At 70.5% G+C, this 24,278-nt stretch carries 16 protein-coding genes; 3 read left to right on the top strand and 13 right to left on the bottom strand.

Going from position 1 to position 24,278, the window contains the following annotated elements; genetic code table 11:
• Positions 1-65: 65 nt before the first annotated feature.
• Both treS and ACFQVC_RS38405 read right to left on the bottom strand, forming a co-directional pair.
• Positions 66-1,784: a maltose alpha-D-glucosyltransferase gene (gene treS / locus ACFQVC_RS38410; RefSeq protein ID WP_381839909.1), complete on the bottom strand. Its 1,719-nt coding sequence runs from the start codon at positions 1,782-1,784 to the stop codon at positions 66-68.
• Entirely contained in the window at positions 1,781-3,943 is a 2,163-nt protein-coding gene (locus tag ACFQVC_RS38405) for an alpha-1,4-glucan--maltose-1-phosphate maltosyltransferase (protein ID WP_381839906.1), read from the bottom strand. Before ACFQVC_RS38405 ends, treS begins: the two co-directional genes overlap by 4 nt.
• Positions 3,944-4,264: 321 nt before the next feature.
• Here ACFQVC_RS38405 and glgP point away from each other — a divergent pair, with 321 nt between their 5' ends.
• The gene (gene glgP / locus ACFQVC_RS38400; RefSeq protein ID WP_381839903.1) at positions 4,265-6,922 is read left to right on the top strand and encodes an alpha-glucan family phosphorylase; all 2,658 of its coding nucleotides are present in this window, start codon (positions 4,265-4,267) and stop codon (positions 6,920-6,922) included.
• A gap of 97 nt (positions 6,923-7,019) precedes the next feature.
• On the opposite strand, the gene ACFQVC_RS38395 is transcribed toward glgP, so the two are convergent.
• The 10 genes from ACFQVC_RS38395 to ACFQVC_RS38350 form a co-directional block, all read right to left on the bottom strand.
• Positions 7,020-8,606 (bottom strand): M4 family metallopeptidase, encoded by a 1,587-nt coding sequence (locus ACFQVC_RS38395; RefSeq protein ID WP_381839900.1) that lies wholly within the window; start codon positions 8,604-8,606, stop codon positions 7,020-7,022.
• A gap of 277 nt (positions 8,607-8,883) precedes the next feature.
• Complete coding sequence (locus ACFQVC_RS38390) at positions 8,884-10,893, bottom strand: M4 family metallopeptidase (RefSeq protein ID WP_381839897.1); 2,010 nt, start codon at positions 10,891-10,893, stop codon at positions 8,884-8,886.
• Positions 10,894-11,191: 298 nt separating this feature from the next.
• Complete coding sequence (locus tag ACFQVC_RS38385; RefSeq protein ID WP_381839894.1) at positions 11,192-11,872, bottom strand: PaaI family thioesterase; 681 nt, start codon at positions 11,870-11,872, stop codon at positions 11,192-11,194.
• Between the two features lie 200 nt (positions 11,873-12,072).
• Positions 12,073-12,348, bottom strand: coding sequence for a hypothetical protein (locus tag ACFQVC_RS38380; RefSeq protein ID WP_381839891.1), 276 nt, complete (start codon positions 12,346-12,348; stop codon positions 12,073-12,075).
• A 1-nt stretch (position 12,349) separates the two neighbouring features.
• Entirely contained in the window at positions 12,350-13,492 is a 1,143-nt protein-coding gene (locus ACFQVC_RS38375) for a hypothetical protein (protein WP_381839888.1), read from the bottom strand.
• Positions 13,493-13,511: 19 nt separating this feature from the next.
• Positions 13,512-13,931 (bottom strand): hypothetical protein, encoded by a 420-nt coding sequence (locus ACFQVC_RS38370; protein WP_381839885.1) that lies wholly within the window; start codon positions 13,929-13,931, stop codon positions 13,512-13,514.
• Positions 13,932-14,124: 193 nt separating this feature from the next.
• Complete coding sequence (locus ACFQVC_RS38365; protein WP_381839882.1) at positions 14,125-14,757, bottom strand: response regulator; 633 nt, start codon at positions 14,755-14,757, stop codon at positions 14,125-14,127.
• The gene (locus ACFQVC_RS38360; RefSeq protein WP_381840064.1) at positions 14,747-15,997 is read right to left on the bottom strand and encodes a sensor histidine kinase; all 1,251 of its coding nucleotides are present in this window, start codon (positions 15,995-15,997) and stop codon (positions 14,747-14,749) included. The genes ACFQVC_RS38365 and ACFQVC_RS38360 overlap by 11 nt, the downstream gene beginning before the upstream one ends.
• 238 nt (positions 15,998-16,235) lie before the next feature.
• Positions 16,236-16,994 carry an ABC transporter permease gene (locus ACFQVC_RS38355; RefSeq protein ID WP_381839879.1) on the bottom strand — a complete coding sequence of 253 codons (759 nt, stop codon included), beginning with the start codon at positions 16,992-16,994 and terminating at the stop codon, positions 16,236-16,238.
• Positions 16,991-17,899 (bottom strand): ABC transporter ATP-binding protein, encoded by a 909-nt coding sequence (locus ACFQVC_RS38350; protein ID WP_381839876.1) that lies wholly within the window; start codon positions 17,897-17,899, stop codon positions 16,991-16,993. Before ACFQVC_RS38350 ends, ACFQVC_RS38355 begins: the two co-directional genes overlap by 4 nt.
• 420 nt (positions 17,900-18,319) lie before the next feature.
• Between ACFQVC_RS38350 and ACFQVC_RS38345 the strand changes: the two genes are divergently transcribed.
• Together ACFQVC_RS38345 and ACFQVC_RS38340 are read left to right on the top strand one after the other, a co-directional pair.
• Positions 18,320-20,251, top strand: a complete 1,932-nt coding sequence (locus ACFQVC_RS38345; protein WP_381840061.1) for an ABC transporter ATP-binding protein — start codon at positions 18,320-18,322, stop codon at positions 20,249-20,251.
• Positions 20,248-22,104 carry an ABC transporter ATP-binding protein gene (locus ACFQVC_RS38340; protein WP_381839873.1) on the top strand — a complete coding sequence of 619 codons (1,857 nt, stop codon included), beginning with the start codon at positions 20,248-20,250 and terminating at the stop codon, positions 22,102-22,104. Before ACFQVC_RS38345 ends, ACFQVC_RS38340 begins: the two co-directional genes overlap by 4 nt.
• Before the next feature lie 16 nt (positions 22,105-22,120).
• On the opposite strand, the gene glgX is transcribed toward ACFQVC_RS38340, so the two are convergent.
• Positions 22,121-24,268, bottom strand: a complete 2,148-nt coding sequence (gene glgX / locus ACFQVC_RS38335) for a glycogen debranching protein GlgX (RefSeq protein ID WP_381840058.1) — start codon at positions 24,266-24,268, stop codon at positions 22,121-22,123.
• Positions 24,269-24,278: the final 10 nt, after the last annotated feature.

Below are 24,278 nucleotides of genomic sequence, written 5' to 3'. Positions count from 1 at the left end.
GTGGTGAGTTGAGTGCCCAGAGCGGGGCGCGGGAAACAGGCCCGCCCGCGCCCCGTCGGTCCAAGTTACGCCGCGTCCTCGCGCAGCCGGAACCAGTAGAACCCATGTCCCGCAAGGGTCAGCAAGTACGGAAGTTCACCGATGGCCGGAAAGCGCACCCCGCCGATCAGCTCCACCGGATGCCGGCCGTTGAAGGCCTGCAGGTCGAGCTCGGTGGGCTGGGCGAAGCGGGAGAAGTTGTGCACGCACAGGACCAGATCGTCGGCGCCCTCCTCCGTCCCCGGCGCCTCCCGCAGGAAGGCGATCACCGCCGGGTTGGACGAGGGCAGTTCGGTGTACGAGCCGAGTCCGAACGCCGGGTTCTGCTTCCGGATCTCGATCATCCGGCGGGTCCAGTGCAGGAGCGAGGACGGTGAGGACATCGACGCCTCGACGTTCGTCACCTGGTAGCCGTAGACCGGGTCCATGATCGTCGGCAGATAGAGCCGGCCCGGGTCGCAGGACGAGAAGCCCGCGTTGCGGTCCGGGGTCCACTGCATCGGGGTGCGCACCGCGTCGCGGTCGCCGAGCCAGATGTTGTCGCCCATGCCGATCTCGTCGCCGTAGTAGAGGATCGGCGTGCCGGGCAGGGACAGCAGCAGGGCGGTGAACAGCTCGATCTGGTTGCGGTCGTTGTCCAGAAGGGGCGCGAGACGCCTCCTGATGCCGATGTTGGCGCGCATCCGCGGGTCCTTGGCGTACTCCGCGTACATGTAGTCGCGCTCTTCGTCGGTGACCATTTCGAGGGTCAGCTCGTCGTGGTTGCGCAGGAAGATGCCCCACTGGCAGCCGGAGGGGATCGCCGGGGTCTTGGCGAGGATCTCCGAGACCGGGTAGCGGGACTCGCGGCGCACGGCCATGAAGATCCGTGGCATCACCGGGAAGTGGAACGCCATATGGCACTCGTCCCCGCCGGTCGCCGGGTCGCCGAAGTAGTCGACGACGTCCTCCGGCCACTGGTTGGCCTCGGCGAGCAGCACCGTGTCCGGGTAGTGGGCGTCGATCTCCTTGCGGACCCGCTTGAGGAGCTCATGGGTGCGCGGCAGGTTCTCGCAGTTGGTGCCCTCCTCCGCGTACAGATAGGGCACGGCGTCCAGGCGGAAGCCGTCGATGCCGAGGTCGAGCCAGAACCGGAGCGCCGAGATGATCTCCTCCTGGACGGCCGGGTTCTCGAAGTTGAGGTCCGGCTGATGGGAGAAGAAGCGGTGCCAGAAGTACTGCTTGCGCACCGGGTCGAAGGTCCAGTTGGAGGTCTCCGTGTCGACGAAGATGATCCGGGCGTCCTGGTACTGCTTGTCGTCGTCCGCCCAGACGTAGTAGTCGCCGTAGGGCCCGTCGGGGTCCTCGCGGGACTGTTTGAACCACGGGTGCTGGTCGCTGGTGTGGTTCATGACGAAGTCGATGATGACCCGCATACCGCGCTGATGGGCGGCGTCCACGAACTCCACGAAGTCGGCCAGGTCCCCGAAGTCCGGCAGCACGGCCGTGTAGTCGGAGACGTCGTAACCGCCGTCGCGCAGCGGGGACTTGAAGAACGGGGGCAGCCACAGGCAGTCCACGCCGAGCCACTGGAGATAGTCCAGCTTGGCGGTGATGCCCTTGAGGTCGCCGATGCCGTCGCCGTTGCTGTCCTGGAAGGAGCGGACGAGTACCTCGTAGAAGACCGCGCGCTTGAACCAGTCGGGGTGGCGGTCCTTGGCCGGGGTGTCCTCGAAGGTGTCCTGGACGGGCTCGTTGACGATCATTGTGTGGAAGACCCTCCGTTCGACGGGGAGGACGGCCGCTGCACCGTGAGAATGTGTGCGGGTGTACGGCCCGGCTCCAGGCGTACGTAGTTGGACCTGCCCCAGTGGTACGTATCGCCGGAGAGCTCATCGCGCACCGGCACGGACTCATGCCATTCCAGGCCGAGTTCCGGCATGTCCAACGAGATGGTGGCTTCTTGGGTGTGGTACGGGTCGAGGTTCACGACGACCAGAACCGTGTTCGGTCCCTGCCGCTTCGAGTAGGCGATCAGGGCGTCGTTGTCGGTGTGGTGGAAGCGCAGGGAGCGCAGTGAGCGCAGGGCCGGGTGGCGGCGCCTGACCCGGTTGAGCTCGGTGATCAGCGGCGCGATGGAGCGGCCCTCGCGCTCGGCCGACTCCCAGTCCCGCGGCCGCAGTTCGTACTTCTCGGAGTGCAGATACTCCTCGCTGCCCGGCCGCACGGGGGTGTTCTCGCACAGCTCGTAGCCGCTGTAGACACCCCAGGTGGGCGAGAGGGTCGCGGCGAGCACCGCGCGCACCTCGAACGCGGGACGGCCGCCCTCCTGCAGATAGGCGTGCAGGATGTCGGGGGTGTTCACAAAGAAGTTCGGCCGCATATAACTCGCCGCTTCACCGGCCAACTCGGTTGCGTAGTCGGTGAGTTCCTCCTTGGAGTTGCGCCAGGTGAAGTAGGTGTACGACTGCTGGAAGCCGATCTGCGCGAGCGTGTGCATCATCGCGGGCCGGGTGAACGCCTCGGCCAGGAAGATCACATCCGGGTCGGTGCGGCGGATGTCGGCGAGCACCTGCTCCCAGAACACCACCGGCTTGGTGTGCGGATTGTCCACGCGGAAGATCCGCACCCCGTGCTCCATCCAGTGCCTGAGCACCCGCAGCGTCTCGCGGATCAGGCCCGGCATATCCGCGTCGAAGGCGATCGGATAGATGTCCTGGTACTTCTTCGGCGGGTTCTCGGCGTACGCGATGGTGCCGTCCGCGCGATGGTGGAACCACTCCGGGTGCTGCTTCACCCAGGGGTGGTCGGGTGAGCACTGCAGCGCGAAGTCGAGGGCGACCTCCAGGTGCTGGTCCCTTGCCTCCGCAACGAACGCGTCGAAGTCGTCGATCGTGCCGAGGTCCGGGTGGATCGCGTCGTGCCCGCCTTCCGCGGAGCCGATCGCCCAGGGCACGCCCACATCGTGCGGACCCGCGGACAGCGTGTTGTCGGGGCCCTTGCGGTAGGTGGTGCCGATGGGATGGACGGGTGGCAGATACACCACGTCGAAGCCCATCGCGGCGATCGAGGACAAACGTTTCGCGGCGGTGGCGAAGGTGCCGCCGACCGGCGGGGCGCCCTCTTTGACCACGGCGCCCTCGGAGCGCGGGAAGAACTCGTACCAGGAGCCGAACAGGGCCCGCGGCCGCTCCACGGTCAGCGGCAGCGCGCGGGAGGCGGTGACGTGCTCGCGCAGCGGATGGCGGGCGATGACCGCGTCGACACCGGGCGTCAGGGCCGCCGCGAGCCGGGCCGCCGCCGGCCGCCCGGTGTCCCGCAGGCCCGCCACGGCGGCGAGCACCGTGTTCCGGGACTCGCCCGGCGGCACCCCGGCGGCCGCCCGCTCGTGCAGCAACGCGCCTTCTTCCAGGACCAGTTCGGTGTCGAGTCCGGCCGGCACCTTGATCTGTGCGTGCCGGCGCCAGGTGCCGACGGGGTCGCCCCAGGCCTCCACGGTGAACGTCCAGTCGCCCTCGGTGTCCGGGGTGACGTCGGCGCCCCACCGGTCGGTGCCCGGGGCCAGCTCGCGCATCGGCGTCCACGGACCGGTGCGGCCCCGCGGATCGCGCAGCACCACATTGGCGGCCACGGCGTCATGGCCCTCGCGGAACACGGTGGCGGTGACCTGGAAGGTCTCACCCGCCACGCACTTGGCCGGGCGGCGGCCCCGGTCCACGCACGGGCGTACGTCCTGGACCGGTATGCGGCCGATCAGTTCATTCACGGGAGCACCTTGAGGCGTCTCATTCACGGGATCACCTTGAGGCTGCGCGGGCGAGGCCTGGTGTTCGGCACCTGGTATCGGAACCTTCGTCGGCGGCTCCGTCGCGGACCGGTCCGACGACGGAGAGGGTGCGGATGACGAATGTCGCATTGCGGGCATGACCGCTCCTTGCCGCTTCGCTGGTGTGCGTACTCGCGGACGGGGTTGTGGAGAGGGGTCCTGCGGTGTGTTCCGGGGGGGGAGCCGGGTTTTACGGGGGTGGTACCGGAGGAGCCTTCCCACCGTTCTCGGGTGGGCAATCCGGTGCTTTGTTAACTACTAGGTCGTAACAGCTCACACAAGACGGGACGCTCCACGGGTGCCACCTACGCCTTTCGCTCACCCGTATACGGCCGCACCCGTGCGCGCGCCCCCGCGCCGTGGCCGCGCCCGCGGCGATGCCGTTACCGTCGACAGGAGTTGAGCTTTGAGGAGTTGACCGTGAAGGCGATCCGTCGTTTCACCGTACGTCCCGTGCTCCCCGAACCCCTGCGTCCGCTGGCCGACTTGGCCCGGAATCTGCGCTGGTCCTGGCATACCGAGACCCGTGAGCTGTTCGAACTGATCGAGCCCGATGAGCAGTGGACCGGCGATCCGGTCAAGGTGCTCGGCGCCGCGTCGGCCGCGCGTCTGGCCGAACTCGCCGACGACCAGCGCTTCTTACGCCGCCTCGATGCCGCCGTGGCCGATCTGCGCGGCTATATGGAGGGGGAGCGCTGGTACCAGGAGCAGGGTGCGCAGGGCGCCGAACTGCCCGCCGCCATCGCCTACTTCTCGCCCGAGTTCGGGATCACCGGTGCCCTGCCGCAGTACTCGGGCGGCCTCGGCATCCTGGCCGGCGACCACCTCAAGGCCGCCAGTGACCTGGGCGTGCCCCTGATAGGCGTCGGCCTGCTCTACCGCCACGGCTACTTCCGGCAGTCCCTGTCCCGCGACGGCTGGCAGCAGGAGCACTACCCCGTACTCGACCCCAACGAGCTGCCGCTGACGCCCCTCAGGGACACCGGCAACGGCCACGCACAGGTCGCCCTGGCCCTGCCCGGCGGCCGTTCCCTGCGGGCCCATATCTGGCTGGCCCAGGTCGGCCGCGTACCGCTGCTCCTTCTCGACTCCGACGTGGAGGAGAACGACTTCGGCGAACGCGACATCACCGACCGGCTCTACGGCGGCGGCAGCGAGCACCGTCTGCTGCAGGAGATGCTGCTCGGCATCGGCGGGGTGCGCGCCGTGCGGACGTACTGCCGGCTGACCGGCCATCCCGCGCCCGAGGTCTTCCACACCAATGAGGGGCACGCGGGCTTTCTCGGCCTGGAGCGCATCCGGGAACTGGCCGCCGCCGATGACGCCGACCACGGCGACGGCGACGGCATGGACTTCGACTCCGCCCTGGAGGCCGTGCGCGCAGGGACCGTCTTCACCACCCACACTCCCGTGCCCGCCGGTATCGACCGCTTCGACCGTGAGCTGGTCGCCCGGCACTTCGGCGAGGGCGCCGAACTGCCCGGCATCGACGTGGGCCGGGTCCTGCAGCTGGGCATGGAGACCTATCCGGGCGGCGAGCCCAACCGCTTCAACATGGCGGTGATGGGCCTCAGGCTCGGCCGCCGCGCCAACGGCGTCTCGGTCCTGCACGGCAAGGTCAGCCGCGAGATGTTCGCCGGACTGTGGCCGGGATTCGACCCCGATGAGGTGCCCATCGCCTCGGTCACCAACGGGGTGCACGCCCCCACCTGGGTGGCGCCCGAGGTGTTCCGGCTCGGCGCCCGGCAGATCGGCGCCCGCCGCACCGAGGACGCCCTGAGCGTCGGCGGCTCCGAACGCTGGGACGCCGTCGCGGACATCCCCGACGACCAGATCTGGGAACTGCGCCGCGAACTGCGCGGGCAGCTGGTGCGCGAGGTGCGCGCACGGCTCGCCGACTCCTGGCGGCAGCGCGGCGCGCACAGCGCCGAACTCGGCTGGGTCGAGGGCGTCCTCGACCCCGAGGTCCTGACCATCGGCTTCGCGCGCCGTGTGCCGTCGTACAAGCGCCTGACCCTGATGCTGCGCGACCGTGACCGGCTGATGGAGCTGCTCCTGCACCCCGAGCGGCCGATCCAGATCGTCGTCGCGGGCAAGGCCCACCCGGCGGACGACGGCGGCAAGCGTCTCGTCCAGGAACTGGTCCGCTTCGCCGACGACCCCCGGGTGCGCCACCGCATCGTGTTCCTGCCGGACTACGGCATGAAGATGGCGCAGAAGCTCTACCCGGGCTGCGACGTCTGGCTCAACAACCCGCTCCGCCCCCTGGAGGCCTGCGGCACATCCGGAATGAAGGCCGCCCTCAACGGCTGCCTCAACCTGTCGGTCCTGGACGGCTGGTGGGACGAGTGGTTCGAGCCCGACTTCGGCTGGGCCATCCCCACCGCGGACGGCGGTGCCCTCGACGAGGACCGGCGCGACGACCTCGAGGCGGCCGCGCTGTACGACCTGCTGGAACAGCGGGTCGCGCCGCGCTTCTACGAACGCGGCGCGGGCGGCCTGCCCGACCGCTGGATAGAGATGGTCCGCAGGACGCTGACCTCGCTCGGCCCGAAGCTGCTCGCCGGGCGCATGGTCCGGGAGTACGTGGAGCAGCTGTACGCCCCCGCGGCGCATGCCCACCGTGCCCTCGACCCGTCCACGGCACGGGACTTGGCGGCCTGGAAGTCCCGGATCCGCGGGGCGTGGCCGTATCTCGCCGTCGACCATGTGGAGACCGCGGCCCCCGCCGCCCCCGGCTCGGTCGCGGAGCTGGGCTCCACGCTCGCCCTGCGGGTGCGGGTGCAGCTCGGGGACCTGGGGCCCGATGACGTGGAGGTGCAGGTGGTCACCGGGCGGGTCGACTCCGACGACCGGCTCGTGGACACGGCGTCGCTGCCGCTGAAGCCCACGAGCGGCCCCGACCTTGAGGGGCGCTGGGTCTACGAGGGCCCGCTCGCCCTCGACCGGACCGGGCCCTTCGGGTACACGGTCCGCATCCTGCCCACACACCGTCACCTGGAGAGCGGGGCGGACCTGGGTCTTGTGACGGTGCCGTCGGAGCTCACGGGGGAGGGGGCGGGAGTGCTGATGCGGTAGGCGGAGGCGGCCGGGGCTGTTCCGGCAGCCGTGGACGCGGTGACGGGCGGCACCCGTCTGCTCCGGGTGCCGCCCGCTCGTGCTCACCGCGTGGCGGTCAGTGCTTCTTCTTGGCCGCCTTCACGTTCACACCGGCCCAGGCCGCGTCGACCGCCTTCTGCTCGGCGGAGCCGTCGCCGTAGAGGTCCTTGGCGGCGTCGAGGGTCGCCGTGCGGGCCTTGGCGTAGTCGGTGTTGGACGTCATGTACGTCGTCAGGGCCTTGAACCAGATCTTCTCGGCCTTGTCGCGGCCGATGCCGGAGACGGCCTGGCCGTCGGCGGTCGGGGAGTCGTACTGGACGCCGTTGATCTCCTTCTTCCCGCTGCCCTCGGAGAGCAGGTAGAAGAAGTGGTTCGCGACTCCGGACGAGTAGTGGACGTCGATGGAGCCGATGCCCGCGTACCAGTCGTCCTTGGACTTGCCGTCCTTGCTCGGCTTGTCCATGTAGCGCAGCGGGGTGCCGTCGCCGTTGATGTCGATCTTCTCGCCGATGAAGTAGTCGCCGACGTCCTTGGTGTTCTTCGCGTAGAACTCCGTCGTGGAGCCGAAGATGTCGGACGTCGCCTCGTTCAGGCCGCCGGACTCACCGCTGTAGATGAGGCCCGCGGTGTTGGAGGTGACGCCGTGCGTCATCTCGTGCGCGGCCACGTCGAGCGAGGTGAGCGGCTTGGCGTTGCCCTGGCCGTCGCCGTACGTCATGCAGAAGCAGCTGTCGTCCCAGAAGGCGTTGACGTAGCTGTTGCCGTAGTGGACGCGCGAGTAGGCGCCGACGCCGTCGCCCTTGATGCCCTCGCGGCCGTGCACGGTCTTGTAGTAGTCCCAGGTCATCCCGGCGCCGTAGTGCGCGTCGGCGGCCGCGGTCTCGTTGTTGGCCGCGGTGCCGTCGCCCCACTCGTCGTCGGGCCCGGCGACGAGCGTGCCCTGGCCCGACTGGCCGTGCTTGAGGTCGTACGTCTTGTGGTCGCCGCGGCCCGTGTCCGTGAGCGAGAAGCCGCTGCTCTCCTGCTTGGTGCCGAGCTCCACGTCACCGCTGTACTGGGTGTGGCCGGCGCCGGTGTGGATGGTGTCCCACTGGAAGATCTTCTTGCCGGTGGCGGCGTCGGTGACGATATGCAGCTTGCTGGGAGTGCCGTCCTTCTTGGTGCCCTTGACGACCTTCTCGTACGCGAGGCGCGGGGTGCCGGAGGCCGCCCAGACGACGGCGCGGGAGCCCTTGGGTGCGGACTTGGCGCGGGTGGTGTCGACCTTGAGGGCGCCCGCGCGTGCCTTCGTCACGCCTTCCGTCTCACGGGACTTGGTCTCGTGCACGACCAGGTCGCCGCCGAGTACGGGCAGCCCGTCGTAGGTGCGCTCGTAGCGGGTGTGCGTGGAGCCGTCGCGGTCCTTGACGACATCACGGACGACGAGCTTCTCGGCCGCGGACAGACCGAGTTCCTTCGCCTGCTGCGCCTTGGCGGCGTCGGCGTCGCGCAGCAGCTCGGCGCGCTGCGAGGCGGAGAGCTTGGCCGGGGCGGCGGTGGGGGTCTCCTCCGCCGCGGGCTGCGCGGAGGCGCCGCTCGCGAGGCCGCCGCCGATGAGGGCGGCCGCGGCGATCGCGGTGACGGTGGCGGTGAGGGCACGTCTGTTGGCTATGTGGGGCGACACTCATGACTCCCTGGATGTGGGGGTGTCCGGGTGGCGTGGGGGACCACCCGGGCGGGGAAGTACTCGTGCGGTGTGCCGTGGTGCGGCTGTGCCGTGCGGGGGAAGAGTGTCATTGGCGACGCGTTCATGTCATGAGGGCGTCCGCAGGTTGGCCGGAAATCGTCCGTTGGGCGACAGATCACGTCCGTTATGCGAACTGGGCGCCATCCGGGGGGAGTTGCCCCGGACGGCGCCCAGTGTGTGCTCGTGCGCGGTTGCCTGATCCTGCGGCGGTGACCTACGGGAAGGTCAGCTTCCAGCTGTTGATGTACCCGACGTCCTGCGCGGCCCGGTCCTGCACCCGCAACTTCCAGGATCCGGCGGCCACTTCGGACGAGGCGTTGACGGTGTACGTCGCCTTCACGTTGTCCGCGGAGTCGCCCGAGCTGAACGGCTTCAGGTTGTACACCGAGCCGTCCGGCGCGACCAGGTCCACCACCAGGTCACCGCGCCAGGTGTGGATGATGTCCACGCCCACCTGCAGGTTCGCCGGTGCGTTACCGGCCTTGTCGACGCTGATGGCCGAGGTGACGGCCGCGCCGTTGTCCGGGATCTGCACGTCGTTGGTGTTCTCGTACGTCGTGCCGCCGGGCCCGCCGGGCCGTGTGCCGACGTTGACGCCCGCCCACGCGTCCTGCACCGCCTTGTACTCGGCGCTCGACGTGCCGTACAGCTCACCGGCGACCGCCACGGTCCCGGTGCGCGCATCGGCGTAGTTCGTCCGGGAGTTGAACTTCGTGGTCAGCGCCTTGTACCAGATCAGCGCGGCCTTCTCGCGGCCGATGCCGGTGACCGGGAGGCCGTCGGAGGTCGGCGAGTCGTACGCGACGCCGTTGATGGTCTTCTGCCCGCTGCCTTCGCTGAGCAGATAGAACCAGTGGTTCGCGGGCCCTGACGAGTAGTGCACGTCGATGTTGCCGATGCCCGAGTACCAGGCGTCCTTGGAGCTGCCGTCCCGGCTCGGCCGGTCCATGTAGCGCAGCGGAGTGCCGTTGCCCCGGATGTCGATCTTCTCGCCGACGAGGTAATCGCCCAGGTCCTGGGGGTTGTTGGCGTTGAACTCGACGGCGGCGGCCATGATGTCGGAGGTCGCCTCGTTCAGGCCCCCGGACTCACCGCTGTAGATCAGCCCGGCCGTGTTCGAGGTCACGCCGTGGGTCATCTCGTGCGCGGCGACGTCGATGGAGGTCAGCGGCTTCTGGTTGCTGGCCCCGTCGCCGTACGTCATGCAGAAGCAGCTGTCCGTCCAGAAGGCGTTGACGTAGTTGTTCCCGTAGTGCACGCGGGAGTACGCGCCCACACCGTCGCCGCGAATGCCGCTTCTGCCGTGCACGTTCTTGTAGTAGTCCCAGGTCAGCGCGGCGCCGTAGTGGGCGTCGGCGCCGGCGGTCTCCAGGTTCGACGGACTGCCGTTGCCCCAGACGTCGTCGGGCCCGCTGAACAGGGTGCCCTGGCCCGAGGTCCCCCGGTTCAGGTTGTACGTGCGGTGGTTGCCGCGACCGGTGTCGGAGAGGGTGTAGTTGCTGCCCGACTGGGCGGTGCCCAGGGTGACTTGACCGCTGTACTGCGTATTGCCCGTGCCGTTGTGCACGGCCTGCCGCTCGAAGAGCTTCTTGCCGGTGGCGGCGTCCGTCACGACGTGCAGCTCGCTCGGCGTGCCGTCCTTCTGCAGCCCGCCGACGACGGTCTCGTACGCGAGCGTGGGGCTGCCGCCGCCGAGCCAGATGACCTTACGGGGAGCACGCTCGGCCTTGATCTTCTTGCCGCCGTCGGCCTCGGCGGCGTTCAGGGCCTGCGTCCTGGCGGCGCCCGCGGTGATCTCCGCCTTGGTGTCGAGCCCCTTGAGCTGCGCCTTGGCCGCCTTGCTCACGGACTCGGTCGTGCCCGCCTTGCTCGCGCTGACGACCAGGTCGCCGCCGAGTACGGGCAGTCCGTCGTAGGTGCGCTCGTAGCGGGTGTGTGTCGTGCCGTCGCGGTCCTGGACGACATCGCGGACGACGAGCCGCTCCTTCGCCCCGAGCTTCAGCTCCTTCGCGGTCGCCGCCTTCGTGGCATCCGCCTCACGGATCAGCTCGGCACGCTGGGACGGGGAGAGTTTGGCGGGCAGGGCCCCCGGATCGGCCTTGCCGGGTGGCGCGGCACCGGCCGGGGTGACCTGAAGCCCTACGGCGAGCAGGGCGGCGGTGGCGAACAGGGCGCCGGCAGCGGTGCCGCGCCTGGGTCTGTGGGAGTGGGACGTGCGTCTCAAGGCTGCTGCTCCTTCTGCGGGCCACGGATCGCGCGGCCGGGGGGACCGGGCGGTGGGTGGCCGTCCGGGCAGAACAAGGCAGAACAAGGTGCACGTGGGGGGAGAGCCGGCCGCGCCAGCGGATTGCCTGTGGGGACGCTGTGCGTGGCGGCGCAGAGGAAGAGTGACAGGGGACGCGGGTGCTGTCAGGAGCGAGCCGCCAGGTTGGCCGGATTTCGTTCGTTGGCCGAGGCTGGGTGTTCGTTATCCGAGCGGCCCTGGCGGCGATCACCGGCACTCAAGGCTTCGTGGGGGCCGCTCAGTCCCGGGGCCGGATCCACAACGCCTCGGCCAGTGCGCACAGTTCGCCTTCGGCCGTTGCGAGTGCCACCCCCACGGTGACCTTCCGTCCCTCGGTGCCGAGGTGCCAGGCGTACGACACATGGCGCTCGCCCGCGGTCACGCCGCGCAGCTGTGTGCCGGTGAGTGCGGCGGTGACGGCGCCCGCCCCCATCTTCGCGAGCCGCATACCCGCCCAACCGCCGGGGCAGTCGAGTGCCGACCACACCATCTCCGGCCCCAAGGTGCCGTCCCCGCCGGCGAGTTCGGGATCCGGCACCCACGCGGCGGCCAGAAGATTGTCGCGCCCCGGCACGCGGGACGGAAAGATCCGCACGCCCCGCCCCGGCGGCACGGGACCGCAGCCGAAGCAGTCCGGGATCGGAAGCGGTGACCTCCGGTGGTGCTCCAGGTAGTCCTCGGAGGCCGTCCGCGCCTGCTCCCAGGTCGGCATCTCGGGCGGATCGAGCAGCAGCTCGGCGGGGCTCGCGGTGACGAGCCCGTCCAGGTCCACGGGTTTGCCCACGGGCACGGCTCCCCGGAAGTCGACCCGCACCGTCTTGGCGTCGCTGCGGGCGGCGAGCAGCCCGGCGACGTATCCGCCGAAGGCGACGTTCGGGTAGCCGGTTATGTGGTCCGGGATCGTTACGGCGTTGGTCACGCGCGGCCTCCGTGGCATGGGCGATGAAGTCGGTGAGCGCCTGCCGAAGGATCATGGCATGGGGCACCGGCGGACCCGTAGGGCCTAAGCGCTCCGCGGGAAGTCCGGTGCGTCATCTGCGGGTGCGTCGTGGCTGGTCGCGCAGTTCCCCGCGCCCCTTTGGGGCACGACCAAAGCGCACCGGACTTCCTCAAGGCTGCTTAGAGCAGTGTCTCCACTCCGCCGACCACGGGGAACGGGGCGATGGCCAGAACGAGCGCCGCGATACCGAGGCCCGGCCGGATGTCCCGCTTCGCGACGAATCCGAGCACCGCCGCGACGGGCGGCAGTACGAACAGGGCCAGGAAGCTCCAGTGCCAGCCCTCTTCCTTGGTGAGGAAGAAGGCGAGCATCAGATAGGCCGGGACGGTTCCGATGGCAAGGATCCGGGCGCGGGAGAGGAACAGCTCCATGGTGTCGCCGGAGAACGTGGGCATCTCAGGCCACCACCCGGTTGTCGTAGCCGGCGGAGCTGGCCTCGGGGAAGCCGTCGGCCGACGAGAATCCGCTGACCGCGGTGGCCATCGTCAGACCGAGCCCGGTGATCGCCAGCATCGTCGCGTCGAAGGCCTTCACCAGCGCGGCATACCGGTCGATGATCATGACCGCCTGCGCCGCGGCCAGGGCGAACATGGCGACGGAGGCCGCCTGCCCGCCGACCGGGATCGCGTTGACGGCGGTCGCCGCGGCCATGTTCGCCATCCAGATGATCGCCATGTCGGCGATGAAGACGATGCCGGCCTTCAGGACCTCGGCGAGCTGGAACGCCTGCATCGCCGCCTGCTCGTAGCAGGACTTCAGGGACTCGAAGGTCTCCTTGAAGTCGGCGAGCTTCTTGCTGAACTCGTCGAAGTAGACCTTCGCCGCGTCGTAGGCGTTGCCCTGCCAGGTCACGCCGACGTTGTCGGTGCCCTTCTTCAGGTTCGCGGCCGTCGCGTCGCAGAAGGAGCCGAGGCTGCCCCAGACGCCGGCGCAGTCGTTGTACTTGTTCCAGTCGCCGAAGACCCAGTTGTTGATCTCGCCGAAGATGTCGAAGCCGAAGAGCAGCTTGACCGCCTCCACGGCCACGGTCGACGGACTGCCCAGGTCCATCATGGTGCCGACGGTCTTCTGGACCGGGCTCTGCTCGAACTCGGCCGCGTGCCCCTGGCCGTAGCTGACGATCGGGTTGTCGCTGTCGCCCTCCGGCGGCTTCAGGGTGCCCGCGGCGTCCTGGGCGTCGCCGAAGTCGCTGCCGTTGCCGCCCTCGGCGGGCGCGCCTCCGCCGCCCTTGGAGCCCGGGTAGGTCGCGTCCATCTTCTCGGCCTCGCCCTTGTCCGTCTCGCGGTAGTACGTCGCGGACTTGGACAGTTCCGTGTGCGAGGACTGCAGGACGCTCTGCACTTTCCGCAGTGCCTTCTTGGCCGCTTCCACGTGCTGGTCGTGCTCACCGGCGACGAGGTCCCAGAGCTTCCCTCCGGCCATCGTGTCGATCTTCGCGTTGTCGGCCGTGTACTCGACGGCCTTCGTGGCGCCGTCCGCGCCCCGCGACACCAGTGTGGAGAAGCCCTGGATCGCGGTCGGTTCTACTCGGAATCCCACAGTTCCCGCTCCCGCCCCGTCAGTACAGTGACCAGCCACGGCTGTCGTGCCGGGACTTCTTTCCGTCGCCCTCGCCGGGCGAACCGGGGGTCGTGCGTCGTTCCTCGTCGATCCGCTCCTGCTCGGCGGCGATCGCGCGGCGGCCGTCGGCGGCCAGCTCGTCGCGCTCGGCCTCGGAGAGCGAGGCCCACTTCTCCGCCATGGGAGCGGCCTGCTCGATCAGCTGGTCCGCGTACGCCGACACGTTCGCCGCGTCCCGCAGGCCGGCGCGGCCGGAGAGGACCTCCCGCGCCATCTCCTTGAGGGCGTCACCGCCGTGTCCGGCGGCCAGGGTCTCCAGGGACTTCTTCAGGAGCCTCGCCTGCGCGGGGTCCCCCTGGGACATCTCCACGAGCTCGGAGTCGTCGAACCGCTTGCCCGGGTCCGGCACCTCGGCCACGCATCCTCCCTGGAACGTTCACAACATGTGGACCAGATTCAACCTAGGTCTCTGGAACAACGCCCTTGATGCGGCGGCGTCACGGATCAGTCACAGGGGTTGGTTCAAGCCACCGGACCGATGTCCGGGTCGGACGAAAACGTCGGTGTTCGGTGGAGAACGCCCGGTTATTCAGCAGAGAATGCCCGGGTCTTCAGCCGAGAATGCCCCGGTCGTACGCCGTCGCCACCGCCGCCGCCCTGTCCTTTACGCCCAACTTGCCGTAAATATGCGTCAAGTGGGTCTTCACCGTGGCCTCGCTGATGAACAGCTCCGCGGCGATCTCCCGGTTCGATGTGCCCTTCGCGACCAGGGCGAGGACCTCGCGCTCGCGCGTGGACAGCGGTTCACTGCCGGGGGCTCGGACGCGCGAGACCAGGCGGGACGCCACCGCCGGTGACAGGACCGTGCGGCCCTCGGCCGCCGCACGCACCGCCGTGAAGAGTTCGTCGCGCGGGGCGTCCTTGAGGAGATAGCCCGTCGCGCCCGCCTCGATCGCGGGCAGCGTGTCCGAGTCGGTGTCGTATGTGGTGAGGACGAGGACCTTGGCGCGGGCGCCGGTCCGGGACAGCTCGGTGATCGCCTCGACGCCGCCGCCGCCCGGCATGCGCAGATCCATCAGGACCACATCCGGGTCGAGCGCCCGGACGAGCCGGACCGCCTCGACCCCGTCGGCTGCCTCCCCGAGCACCTCGAAACCGGCCGCCGCGGCGAACATGCCGCGCAGGCCGTCCCGTACGACGGGGTGGTCGTCCACGACGAGGAGAGTGATCACATCAGCGCTCATGGCGCACCAACGGTACGCGAGCCGACACCGCGGTTCCGTGACCCGGCTCCGACTCGACCTCCACGCTCCCGGCGACGCGTTCCGCGCGGGCCCGCATACCGTCGAGGCCGAAGCCACCGGCGTCGGAGCGGGGCCGGACGGTGCCCGGGTCGAAGCCCGCGCCGTCGTCGCGCACGTCAAGGGCCACCTCGTCGTCCATATAGGAGAGGGTGACGCCCACGCGGGACGCGGCGGCGTGCCGCGCGGTGTTGGACAGGGCCTCCTGGGCGATCCGTACCAAGGTCCCCTCGATCTCCTCGTGCAGTGGCTCGGCGGTGCCGGTGACCGTGAACTGGGCGCGCACACCCGTGCGTTCGGCCCATTCGGTGACGGTTTCCTTCAGGGCCTCGGACAGGCCCTGGTGCTCCAGGGCCACCGGGCCCAGATTCTGCACCGAGCGGCGGGCCTCGCCGAGGCTGTGCCGGGCCAGGTCGGCGGCGCGGCCCAGATGCTGCTCCGCGAGCGCGCGGTCGTCGGAGTTCTGGACGACCTGGAGCTGGGCGATGATGCCGGTCAGGCCCTGCGCGATGGTGTCGTGGAGCTCCGCGGCCAGACGCCGGCGCTCGTCGGCGACCCCTGCCTCCCGTGCCTGCAGGAGGAGTTGGGCATGCAGTGCGGCGTTCTCGTCGAGGGCCTGCTGCAGCTGGGTGTTGGTCTGTTCCAGCTCGGCGATGGTGTCCATGTGGACCTGGGTGCGCTTCTCCTCGTACGCGGCGAGCTGGCTGAAGACCCAGAGCAGGACGATGTGGATGGCGAGGATCGCGCCGAACAGACCCCACCCGGCACCGCCGTCGGGCGGCAGGCCGCCGGACTGCGAACCCGCCATGATGGCCGCGGTGCCGAACAGGCCCCAGGGCACCAGACGCCGCGGAAGGAGCCGCTCCGCGCCGAAGTAGCCGAGGATCGCGTAGAACGCGGCGAACGGGTTCAGCCAGGACAAGGTGAAGGACAGGCCCCAGCGGAGCGTGTAGTAGACGGTGCCGGCGGTGCTCGGGCCGGAGTGCGCACGGCCCTCGCGGCCCCACCACAGCTGCAGCAGCAGGGCGGCGGCGAGCAGGGCCCCGGACGCCCACCGCTCGGCGGCGGACGGCGCCAGGAAGTGCGCGGTGGCGACCATGAAGACGGCCGTGAAGCCGAGCAGGCCGTACGGACCCCAGCGCAGGAACGACTGCCAGCGCGCTTCCACGTGCTGGTGCGCCATGGCGGCGTCCACCGGCGCCGACGGACCCGGCGTCTCCTTCGAGAGCCGGGCCGTCATGCCGTACCCGTGCCCGAGCCTGCGTCTGTACCTGCTGCCCATGGCCCCAGTCTGATCCACGGTGGCTCCGGCCTGGTTCACGGTGGCGGTGGTGGTTCCGGCCTGGTTCACGGTGCCGGTGGTGGCCCCGGCCTGGTCCACGGTGGCCTTGGCCTGGTCCACAGTGCCCGTCGGCCTCATGTCACTCCCAGCGGAACCAGCGGGCCGCGGCCGCTGTCAGGACCACCGTCCACAGCGCGAGCACACCCAGGTGGGACCAGCTCGGCCAGTCGCCCGCCGCGGCCTCGCCCAGCACCTGGGCGGCGGCGCCGAACGGCAGCAGCTCCACGACCCGGGCGAGGATGTCCGGCATGGTCTGCACCGGCATCCACAGGCCCGCGCTGAACATCATCGGGAAGAACGCCGCCGCACCGACCGCGTTCGCCGCCTTCTGGGTCCGCGCGAGGGCCGACAGCAGGGCGCCCAGGGCGAGGGATGCGCAGATCGCGAGGGCGAGCGCCAGGACGTATCCGAAGCCCTGCCGAGGCAGGGCCACGTCATACACGAGCCGGCCCACGGTGAGGGACAGGACCGCGGAGACCAGGGCGGCTGTGCCGTGCAGCGCCATCTGCGCCCCGAGCACCGTGCCGGGCCGCACCGGTGTCGTCGACATACGGCGCAGGATGCCGCGCTCGCGGTAACCGGTGATCACCGGCGGCATGGCCTGGAGCCCGGCCATCAGCATCGCGGTGAGGACCACGATGGGCACGTACGCGTCGACGAGCCGGATACCGGGAATGGCCTCGCCGACCTCACGGAAGGTGGGGATCGAACCGAGCAGGAGAAACAGCGCGGTCGGAAAGACCATGATCCAGAAGAGGGCGCCCGGCTCGCGCCGGAAGAGCTTGAACTCCGTCCTGATGACGGCGCCCGTGGGGGCGGAAGGGGCGAGCGTGCTCATGCCGTGGCTCCCGTCAGATCCAGGAACGCGTCGTCCAACGTGGCGTCGGCGACACGGAGTTGATGGGCGGTGATGTGCCGGCGGGCCAGCAGTGAGATGACCGCGTTGACCGTGTCGTCGGTGCCGTTGACGGTGATGCGGCCGTCCTTCTCGTCGGTCGCGACGGACACGGCGGCGGGCAGCGCGGCCAGCTCACCGGTGTCCAGGGGGTGTGACGGAGTGAACGAGATGACCGTCGGACTCGCGGACCTGCTGATCAGGCCCGCCGGGGTGTCGAGCGCGGCGATCCGGCCCTTGTCGATGACCGCGATCCGGTCGCAGAGCCGCTGCGCCTCCTCCATGAAGTGCGTGACCAGGAGCACCGTGACGCCCGACGCGCGGATGTCCTCGATCAGCTGCCAGGTGTCACGCCGGGCGCGCGGGTCGAGGCCGGTGGTCAGCTCGTCGAGCACCACCACCCGGGGTCCGCCGACCAGGGCAAGGGCGATGAACAGCCGTTGCTTCTGGCCGCCGCTGAGTTTGCCGAAGCGGCCGCCGAGCTTCTCGGTCAGGCCCAGGCGATCGGCCAGCGGCCGCCAGTCGGCGGGCTTCTCGTAGAACGAGCTGTAGAGCTCAAGTGCCTCCTGCACGGTGAGCTTGGCCTGCAGCTCGCTCTCCTGCAGCTGGGCCCCGAGCAGCCGCGTGACCTGGTCGTGGTCGGCGACCGGGTCGAGCCCGGCCACCCGGATGGTGCCGCTGCCGGGGACGCGCAGGCCCTCGACGCATTCGACGGTGGTGGTCTTGCCCGCGCCGTTCGGCCCGAGGATGCCGAATATCTCGCCCTCCTCGACGGAGAAGGACACACCGTCGACGGCGGGCCGGCCCCCGTAGGCCTTGCACAGGTCTGCGACCTCGATGATGGACATGTATCGAGGGTCTCGGTACGGGCGGTGCGCGGGCATCGCCCATCGCGCTCGAAGGGGCATCAACCGATCGGTTGATGGGGGAGTGCGACCTGTTCGCCCCGGCGGTGGGGGAGTGCGACCTGTTCGCCCCGGCGGTGGGGGCGGGGCCTGCGGCCGAAAACCCATTGGGGGCGTCAGTGGCAATCTCTAGGCTCGCTCCTGATGTCCCCACAACCCGAGCCCCCACAACCCGAACCCCCGCGCCTCCCGCGACCCGAGCCCCCACAACCCGAACCCCCGCGCCTCCCGCGACCCGAGTCCCCGCAGCCCGAACCCCCGCGCCTCCCGCGACCCGAGTCCCCGCAGCCCGAACCCCCGCGCCTCCCGCGACCCGAGTCCCCGCAGCCCGAACCCCCGCGCCTCCCGCGACCCGAGTCCCCGCTGCCCGAGCAGTCCCCTCCCGCCGACCCGTCGCGGTCCGCCGTACGCTCGCTGCTGCGCCTGTGGCCGTACGTACGCCCGGTCCGAACACGCCTTTCCGTGGCGGCAGTTGTGGCGGTCGTCGCCTCCTGCGTGGGCCTGGTCATCCCGCTCGTACTGAAGTGGATCGTCGACGGCCCGGTGGCCGACCGCGACCCGGAAGGCGTCTGGCTCGGCGCGCTGTACCTCCTGCTCCTCGGCGTCGGCGAGGCCGCGCTCTTCGGATTCCGGCGGTGGCTCGTGGCCCGTCCGCTGGCCGGAGTCGAGGCGTCCATGCGGGCCGACCTCTACCGCCACCTGCAGCGCCTGCCCATCGCCTTCCACGACAAGTGGGCCTCGGGCCAGCTGCTTTCGCGCGGCACGACCGACCTGATGCTGCTGCGGATGTTCCTCGCCTTCCCGCTGACGTTCCTGCTCGTCAACGGCGTGACCATTCTGGTCGGCATGATCGTCCTGCTGGCGCAGGAGTGGGCGCTCGGCCTGATCCTGCTCGCCCCCGTCGTGCCGCTCGTCGCGGTCTGCTCGGTCTTCGAGCGGCGGTACGCGGACATCGCGCGCCGCGCCCAGGACCAGGTCGGCGACCTCACGACGGTGGTCGAGGAGAGCGTGCTCGGCATCCGCATCATCAAGGGCTTCGGGCGTCACCGCGCGCAGGCCCGCGCGTTCCGTGACCTGTCGGGCACCCTGCGCGGCACGGAGCTGCACAAGGCCCGTCTGCTCGCCGGGATCTGGGCCGTGATCGTGGCCCTGCCCGAACTGGCCATCGGGGCGGCTCTGGTGGCCGGGACTCTGCAGGTCGCGGACGGGGAGTTGTCGGCGGGCACTCTGGTCGCGTTCCTGTCGACGGCACTCGCGCTGCGGTGGCCGGTCGAGTCGATCGGATTTCTGCTGGCGATGAGCCAGGAGGCGGCGAGCGCGACTCGCAGGTACTTCGAGGTTCTGGACGCGCCGCAGGAGGGTGCATCGCCGGTACAGGCGGATGCATCGCCGGTACAGGCGGGCGCATCGCCGGTACAGGCGGGCGCGTCGCCGGTACAGGAAGATCAGCCCTTCCAGCGGTTGAGACGGGGGTCCCCCTGCTCCGACGGCCTCCGACTCGAGACGGTGACCTTCACGTACCCGGACGCCCCCACCTCCCCGCCCGTCCTCGACCGCGTCGACCTCCACATCCGTACCGGCGAGACCATGGCCCTCGTCGGTGCCACCGGCAGCGGCAAGACCACTCTGACCGCGCTCGTGCCGCGGCTGCACGAGGTGACCTCGGGGCGGATCACGCTCGACGGTGTGGACATCACCGCGATGTCCAGGGACGAACTGCGCGCCCTCGTCGCCGTCGCCTTCGAGGAGCCCACGCTGTTCTCCGCGAGTGTCGGCGAGAATGTGCTGATGGGGGCTCAGAAACACGTGGAAGGCGAGGAGTTGGGCCGTGCGCTCGATATCGCACAGGCGGACTTCGTGCACCGGCTGCCGCACGGCACGGACACCCAGGTGGGCGAGCAGGGCCTGAGCCTGTCCGGCGGGCAGCGTCAGCGGCTCGCGCTCGCCAGGGCCGTCGTGGGGCGCCCGCGCTTCCTCGTACTCGACGACCCGCTGTCCGCGCTCGACGTACACACCGAGGCCCTGGTGGAGGCGGCGCTGCGCCGGGTGCTCGCCGACACCACCGCCCTCGTCGTCGCGCACCGTCCGTCCACCGTGCTGCTCGCCGACCGCGTGGCCCTCCTCTCCGGCGGCCGGATAGCCGCGGTGGGCACCCACCACCAACTCCTGCGGGACAACGCGGAGTACGCCTGGCTGATGTCGGGTGAGTCAGGGGAGCCGGGGGAGTCACGGGTATCACGGGAGTCACGGGAGTCACGGGAGCAGGGGAAGCCCTGGGCAGAGGAGGAGCTTTGACGGCCACCGTCGACAACAAGCCCACGGCGGCCGCATCCCGGCCCGGACCGCGAGGAACCCCCGACCACTTCGACCGCGACGCGCTCCCCGCCGCCGAGGGCGCGACCGGTGCGCTCCTGCGCTCGCTGCTCGCGCCGATCAAGGGCCGGGTCGCGTTCGCCGCCGTGCTGCTCCTGCTGCAGCAGGCCGCCGTGCAGGCCGGCCCGCTGCTCGTCGCGTACGCCATCGACCGCGGTGTGCCCGCGGTGCGCGCCCACGACCACGGCCCGCTGCTCGCCGTCGCCGCCGGCTACGTCCTGTGCGCGGCGGCCGGCGCCGCCCTGCAGTACGGCTTCATCCGCGCCTCGGCCCGCGTCAACCAGGACGTACTCCTCGACCTGCGCGGCCGTATCTTCCGGCACGCACAAGCACTCTCCCTCGACTTCCACGAGCGCTACACCTCGGGCCGCCTCATCTCCCGCTCCACCACGGACGTGGAGTCACTGCGCGAACTGCTCGCCGAAGGCCTCCAGGAACTCCTCACCGTCGTCCTGTCGTTCGCGTACATCTCGGCGCTGCTGCTCTGGCTCGACCTGGGCCTCGGCGGGGTCGCGGTGGCCTCGTTCGTACCGCTGTATCTGCTCGTACGCCGCTACCGGCGCCGCGCGGGGCGGATCTTCGGGCTCCGGTCCACCGCGATCGCCGCGGTCATCGTGAAGTTCGCGGAGACCATGAACGGCATCCGCCCGGTCCGCGCCTTCCGCCGCGAGCGGGCCAACGACGCGGAGTTCGGCGCCCTCAACCACCGCCACGAACGCATCAACGGCGACGCGATGCTGGAGATGGCCCGCTATGTCATCGGCTCCCGGCTCGTCGCCAACACCGCCGTCGCCGGGATCGTCCTGTGGGGCGCCTACCGGGTCGCGGACGGCACCCTCGCCCTGGGTGTCCTCGCGGCCGCCGTGCTCTATCTGCGGCGTCTTTACGACCCGATCGACCGCCTCGGCATGTTCCTCAACTCCTACCAGTCGGCGGCCGCGTCCCTGGAGAAGATCGCCGGGCTGCTGGCCCAGCGCCCCACGGTGCCCGAGCCGGCGGAGCCCCGGACGCTGCCCGCGCGGAGTGGTGAACACCCGGGCCGCACCGTCGAGTTCGAGGATGTGAGCTTCGCGTACCGCACCGGCGGCGAGGTGCTGCCCCGCTTCGGCCTGACGCTGCCCGCCGGGCAGACCGTGGCCGTCGTCGGCTCCACGGGCGCGGGCAAGTCCACTCTCGCCAAGCTCCTCGCCCGCTTCTACGACCCCACGGACGGCCGGGTCCTCCTGGACGGCACGGACCTGCGGGACCTGGCCGTGGCCGAGCTGCGGCGCGGGGTGGTGATGGTGACGCAGGAGGCGTTCCTGTTCTCCGGGACCGTCGCGGAGAACATCGCCATCGGCCGTCCCGAGGCCACCCGTGAGGACATCGAGCGTGCCGCGAAGGCGATCGGCGCACATGACTTCATCGCCGCGCTGCCCGACGGCTACGACACGGATGTCCGCAAGCGCGGCGGCCGGATCTCCGCGGGCCAGCGCCAACTGGTCGCCTTCGCCCGCGCCCTGCTCGCCGACCCGGCGGTCCTGATCCTCGACGAGGCCACCAGCTCCCTGGACGTCCCGGGGGAGCGGGCCGTGCAGCGCGCCATGCACACGGTCCTGCGCGGCCGCACGGCCGTCGTGATCGCGCACCGTCTGTCGACGGTGGCCATCGCCGACCGGGTCCTCGTGATGGCGGACGGACGGATCGTGGAGGACGGTCCGCCGGCCGAACTCATCGAGGGGACAGGGGAGTTCGCGTCCCTGTACCGGGCGTGGCGGGAGAGCGTGACGAGCTGATCCCCCCGGGGGCGGCTCAGCGCACCCGCAGCAACAGCACCGTACGCGCCGGCACCGTCACCGCCTCCCCCGCCGCGTACGCCACCTCCGGCACTGCCCCCTGCTCCTCGAGGGACGTATCGACCACCACCTCGTACGACGACGCCCACGGCGGGCCCGGCAGGACGAAACTGCACGCCCGGTCCGCCGCGTGCAGCACCGCCAGGAAGCTGTCGTCCACGACCGGTGCCCCCAGCGCGTCACGGCCCGGTATGTCACGCCCGGACAGATACATCCCGAGCGTCGCCGCGGGCGCGTACCAGTCCTGCTCCGTCATCTCCTCGCCGCGCGCCGTGAACCACGCCAGGTCCCGCAGCCCGTCCGCCGAGTGCGCCCGGCCCGAGAAGAAGGCACGGCGGCGCAGCACCGGGTGAGTGTGGCGCAGGGCGATAAGCCGTGAGGTGAGCGCGTACAGCTCCCGCCAGCCCGGCTCGTCGAGCAGGGACCAGTCGACCCAGCTCACGGGCGAGTCCTGGCAGTACGCATTGTTGTTGCCGCCCTGGGTGCGGCCCATCTCGTCGCCCGCGACCAGCATCGGCACACCGGTGGACAGCAGGAGCGTGGTCAGCAGGTTGCGCAGCTGGCGGCGGCGCAGGGCGAGGATGTCCGGGTCGGTCGTGGCGCCCTCCGTCCCGCAGTTCCAGGACCGGTTGTCGTCGCCGCCGTCGCGATTGCCCTCGCCGTTGGCCTCGTTGTGCTTGCGCTCGTACGACACCAGGTCGCGCAGGGTGAAGCCGTCGTGGGCCGTCACGAAGTTCACCGACGCGTACGGCCGCCGCCCGCCCCACGCGTACAGGTCGCTCGACCCCGACAAGCGGTAGCCGAGGTCGCGCACATCGGGCAGGGAGCCGCGCCAGAAGTCCCGTACCGCGTTGCGGTAGCGGTCGTTCCACTCCGTCCACAGAGGCGGGAAGGCGCCCACCTGGTAGCCGCCCGAGCCCACGTCCCACGGCTCGGCGATCAGCTTCACGCGCCGCAGGACCGGGTCCTGGGCGATCACCGCGAGGAACGGCGAGAGCATGTCGACGTCGTGCATGGAGCGGGCGAGCGCCGCCGCCAGGTCGAAGCGGAAGCCGTCGACGCCCATCTCCGTGACCCAGTAGCGCAGCGAGTCGGTGATCAGGCGCAGCACGTGCGGCTGGACGACGTGCAGGGTGTTCCCGCAGCCCGTGTAGTCCGCGTACCGCCGCGCGTCCTGCTGCAGCCGGTAGTAGCCGCGGTTGTCGATACCGCGCAGCGACAGCATCGGGCCCCGCTCGTCCGCCTCCGCCGTGTGGTTGTAGACCACGTCGAGGACGACCTCGATGCCCGCGTCGTGCAGCGCCCGCACCATCCGCCGGAACTCGCCGACCTGCTGGCCCGTCGTGCCGGTCGCCGCATAGCCCGCGTGCGGGGCGAAGTAGCCGATGGAGTTGTAGCCCCAGTAGTTGCGCAGACCGCGCCGCAGCAGATGGTCCTCGTGGGCGAACTGATGCACCGGAAGCAGCTCGACGGCCGTCACACCGAGACCCACGAGATGCTCGACCGCCGCCGGGTGCGCGAGGCCCGCGTAGGTGCCCCGCAGCTCCTCGGGTATCCCGGGATGGAGCTTGGTGAAGCCCTTCACGTGCAGCTCGTAGATGACCGAGTCCGCCCACGGCGTCTTCGGCCTGCGGTCGTCGAGCCACTCGTCCTCGGCCGCGTCGTCGTGCACCACCACGCCCTTGGGGACATACGGCGCCGAGTCCCGCTCATCGCGCACGGTGTCCGCGACATGCTGCTCCGGCCAGTCGCGGGCATGTCCGTACACCTCGGGCGGCAGCGCCGCGAAGTCGCCGTCCACGGCCCGTGCGTACGGGTCGAGGAGCAGTTTCTCCGGGTTCCAGCGGGCGCCGGTCCAGGGGTCCCAGCGGCCGTGCACCCGGTAGCCGTAGCGCTGTCCCGGCGCCACACCGGGCACGAAGCCGTGCCAGATCTCATGGGTCAGCTCGGTGAGCGGGCAGCGGGTCTCCCGGCCCTGGTCGTCGAAGAGGCACAGCTCCACCGCCTCCGCCCCGCCCGCCCACAGCGCGAAGTTGGTGCCCGCCGTGCCGTCGGGCCCGACCCGGTGCCGCGCGCCGAGCGGCGTCGGCGCACCCGGCCACACCGACCGCGCG

This window comes from Streptomyces monticola, from assembly GCF_042665355.1.
Lineage (GTDB): Bacteria > Actinomycetota > Actinomycetes > Streptomycetales > Streptomycetaceae > Streptomyces > Streptomyces monticola.
The sequence above is the reverse complement of the archived record's forward strand: the minus strand, read 5'-3'. Positions and strand labels throughout refer to the sequence as shown.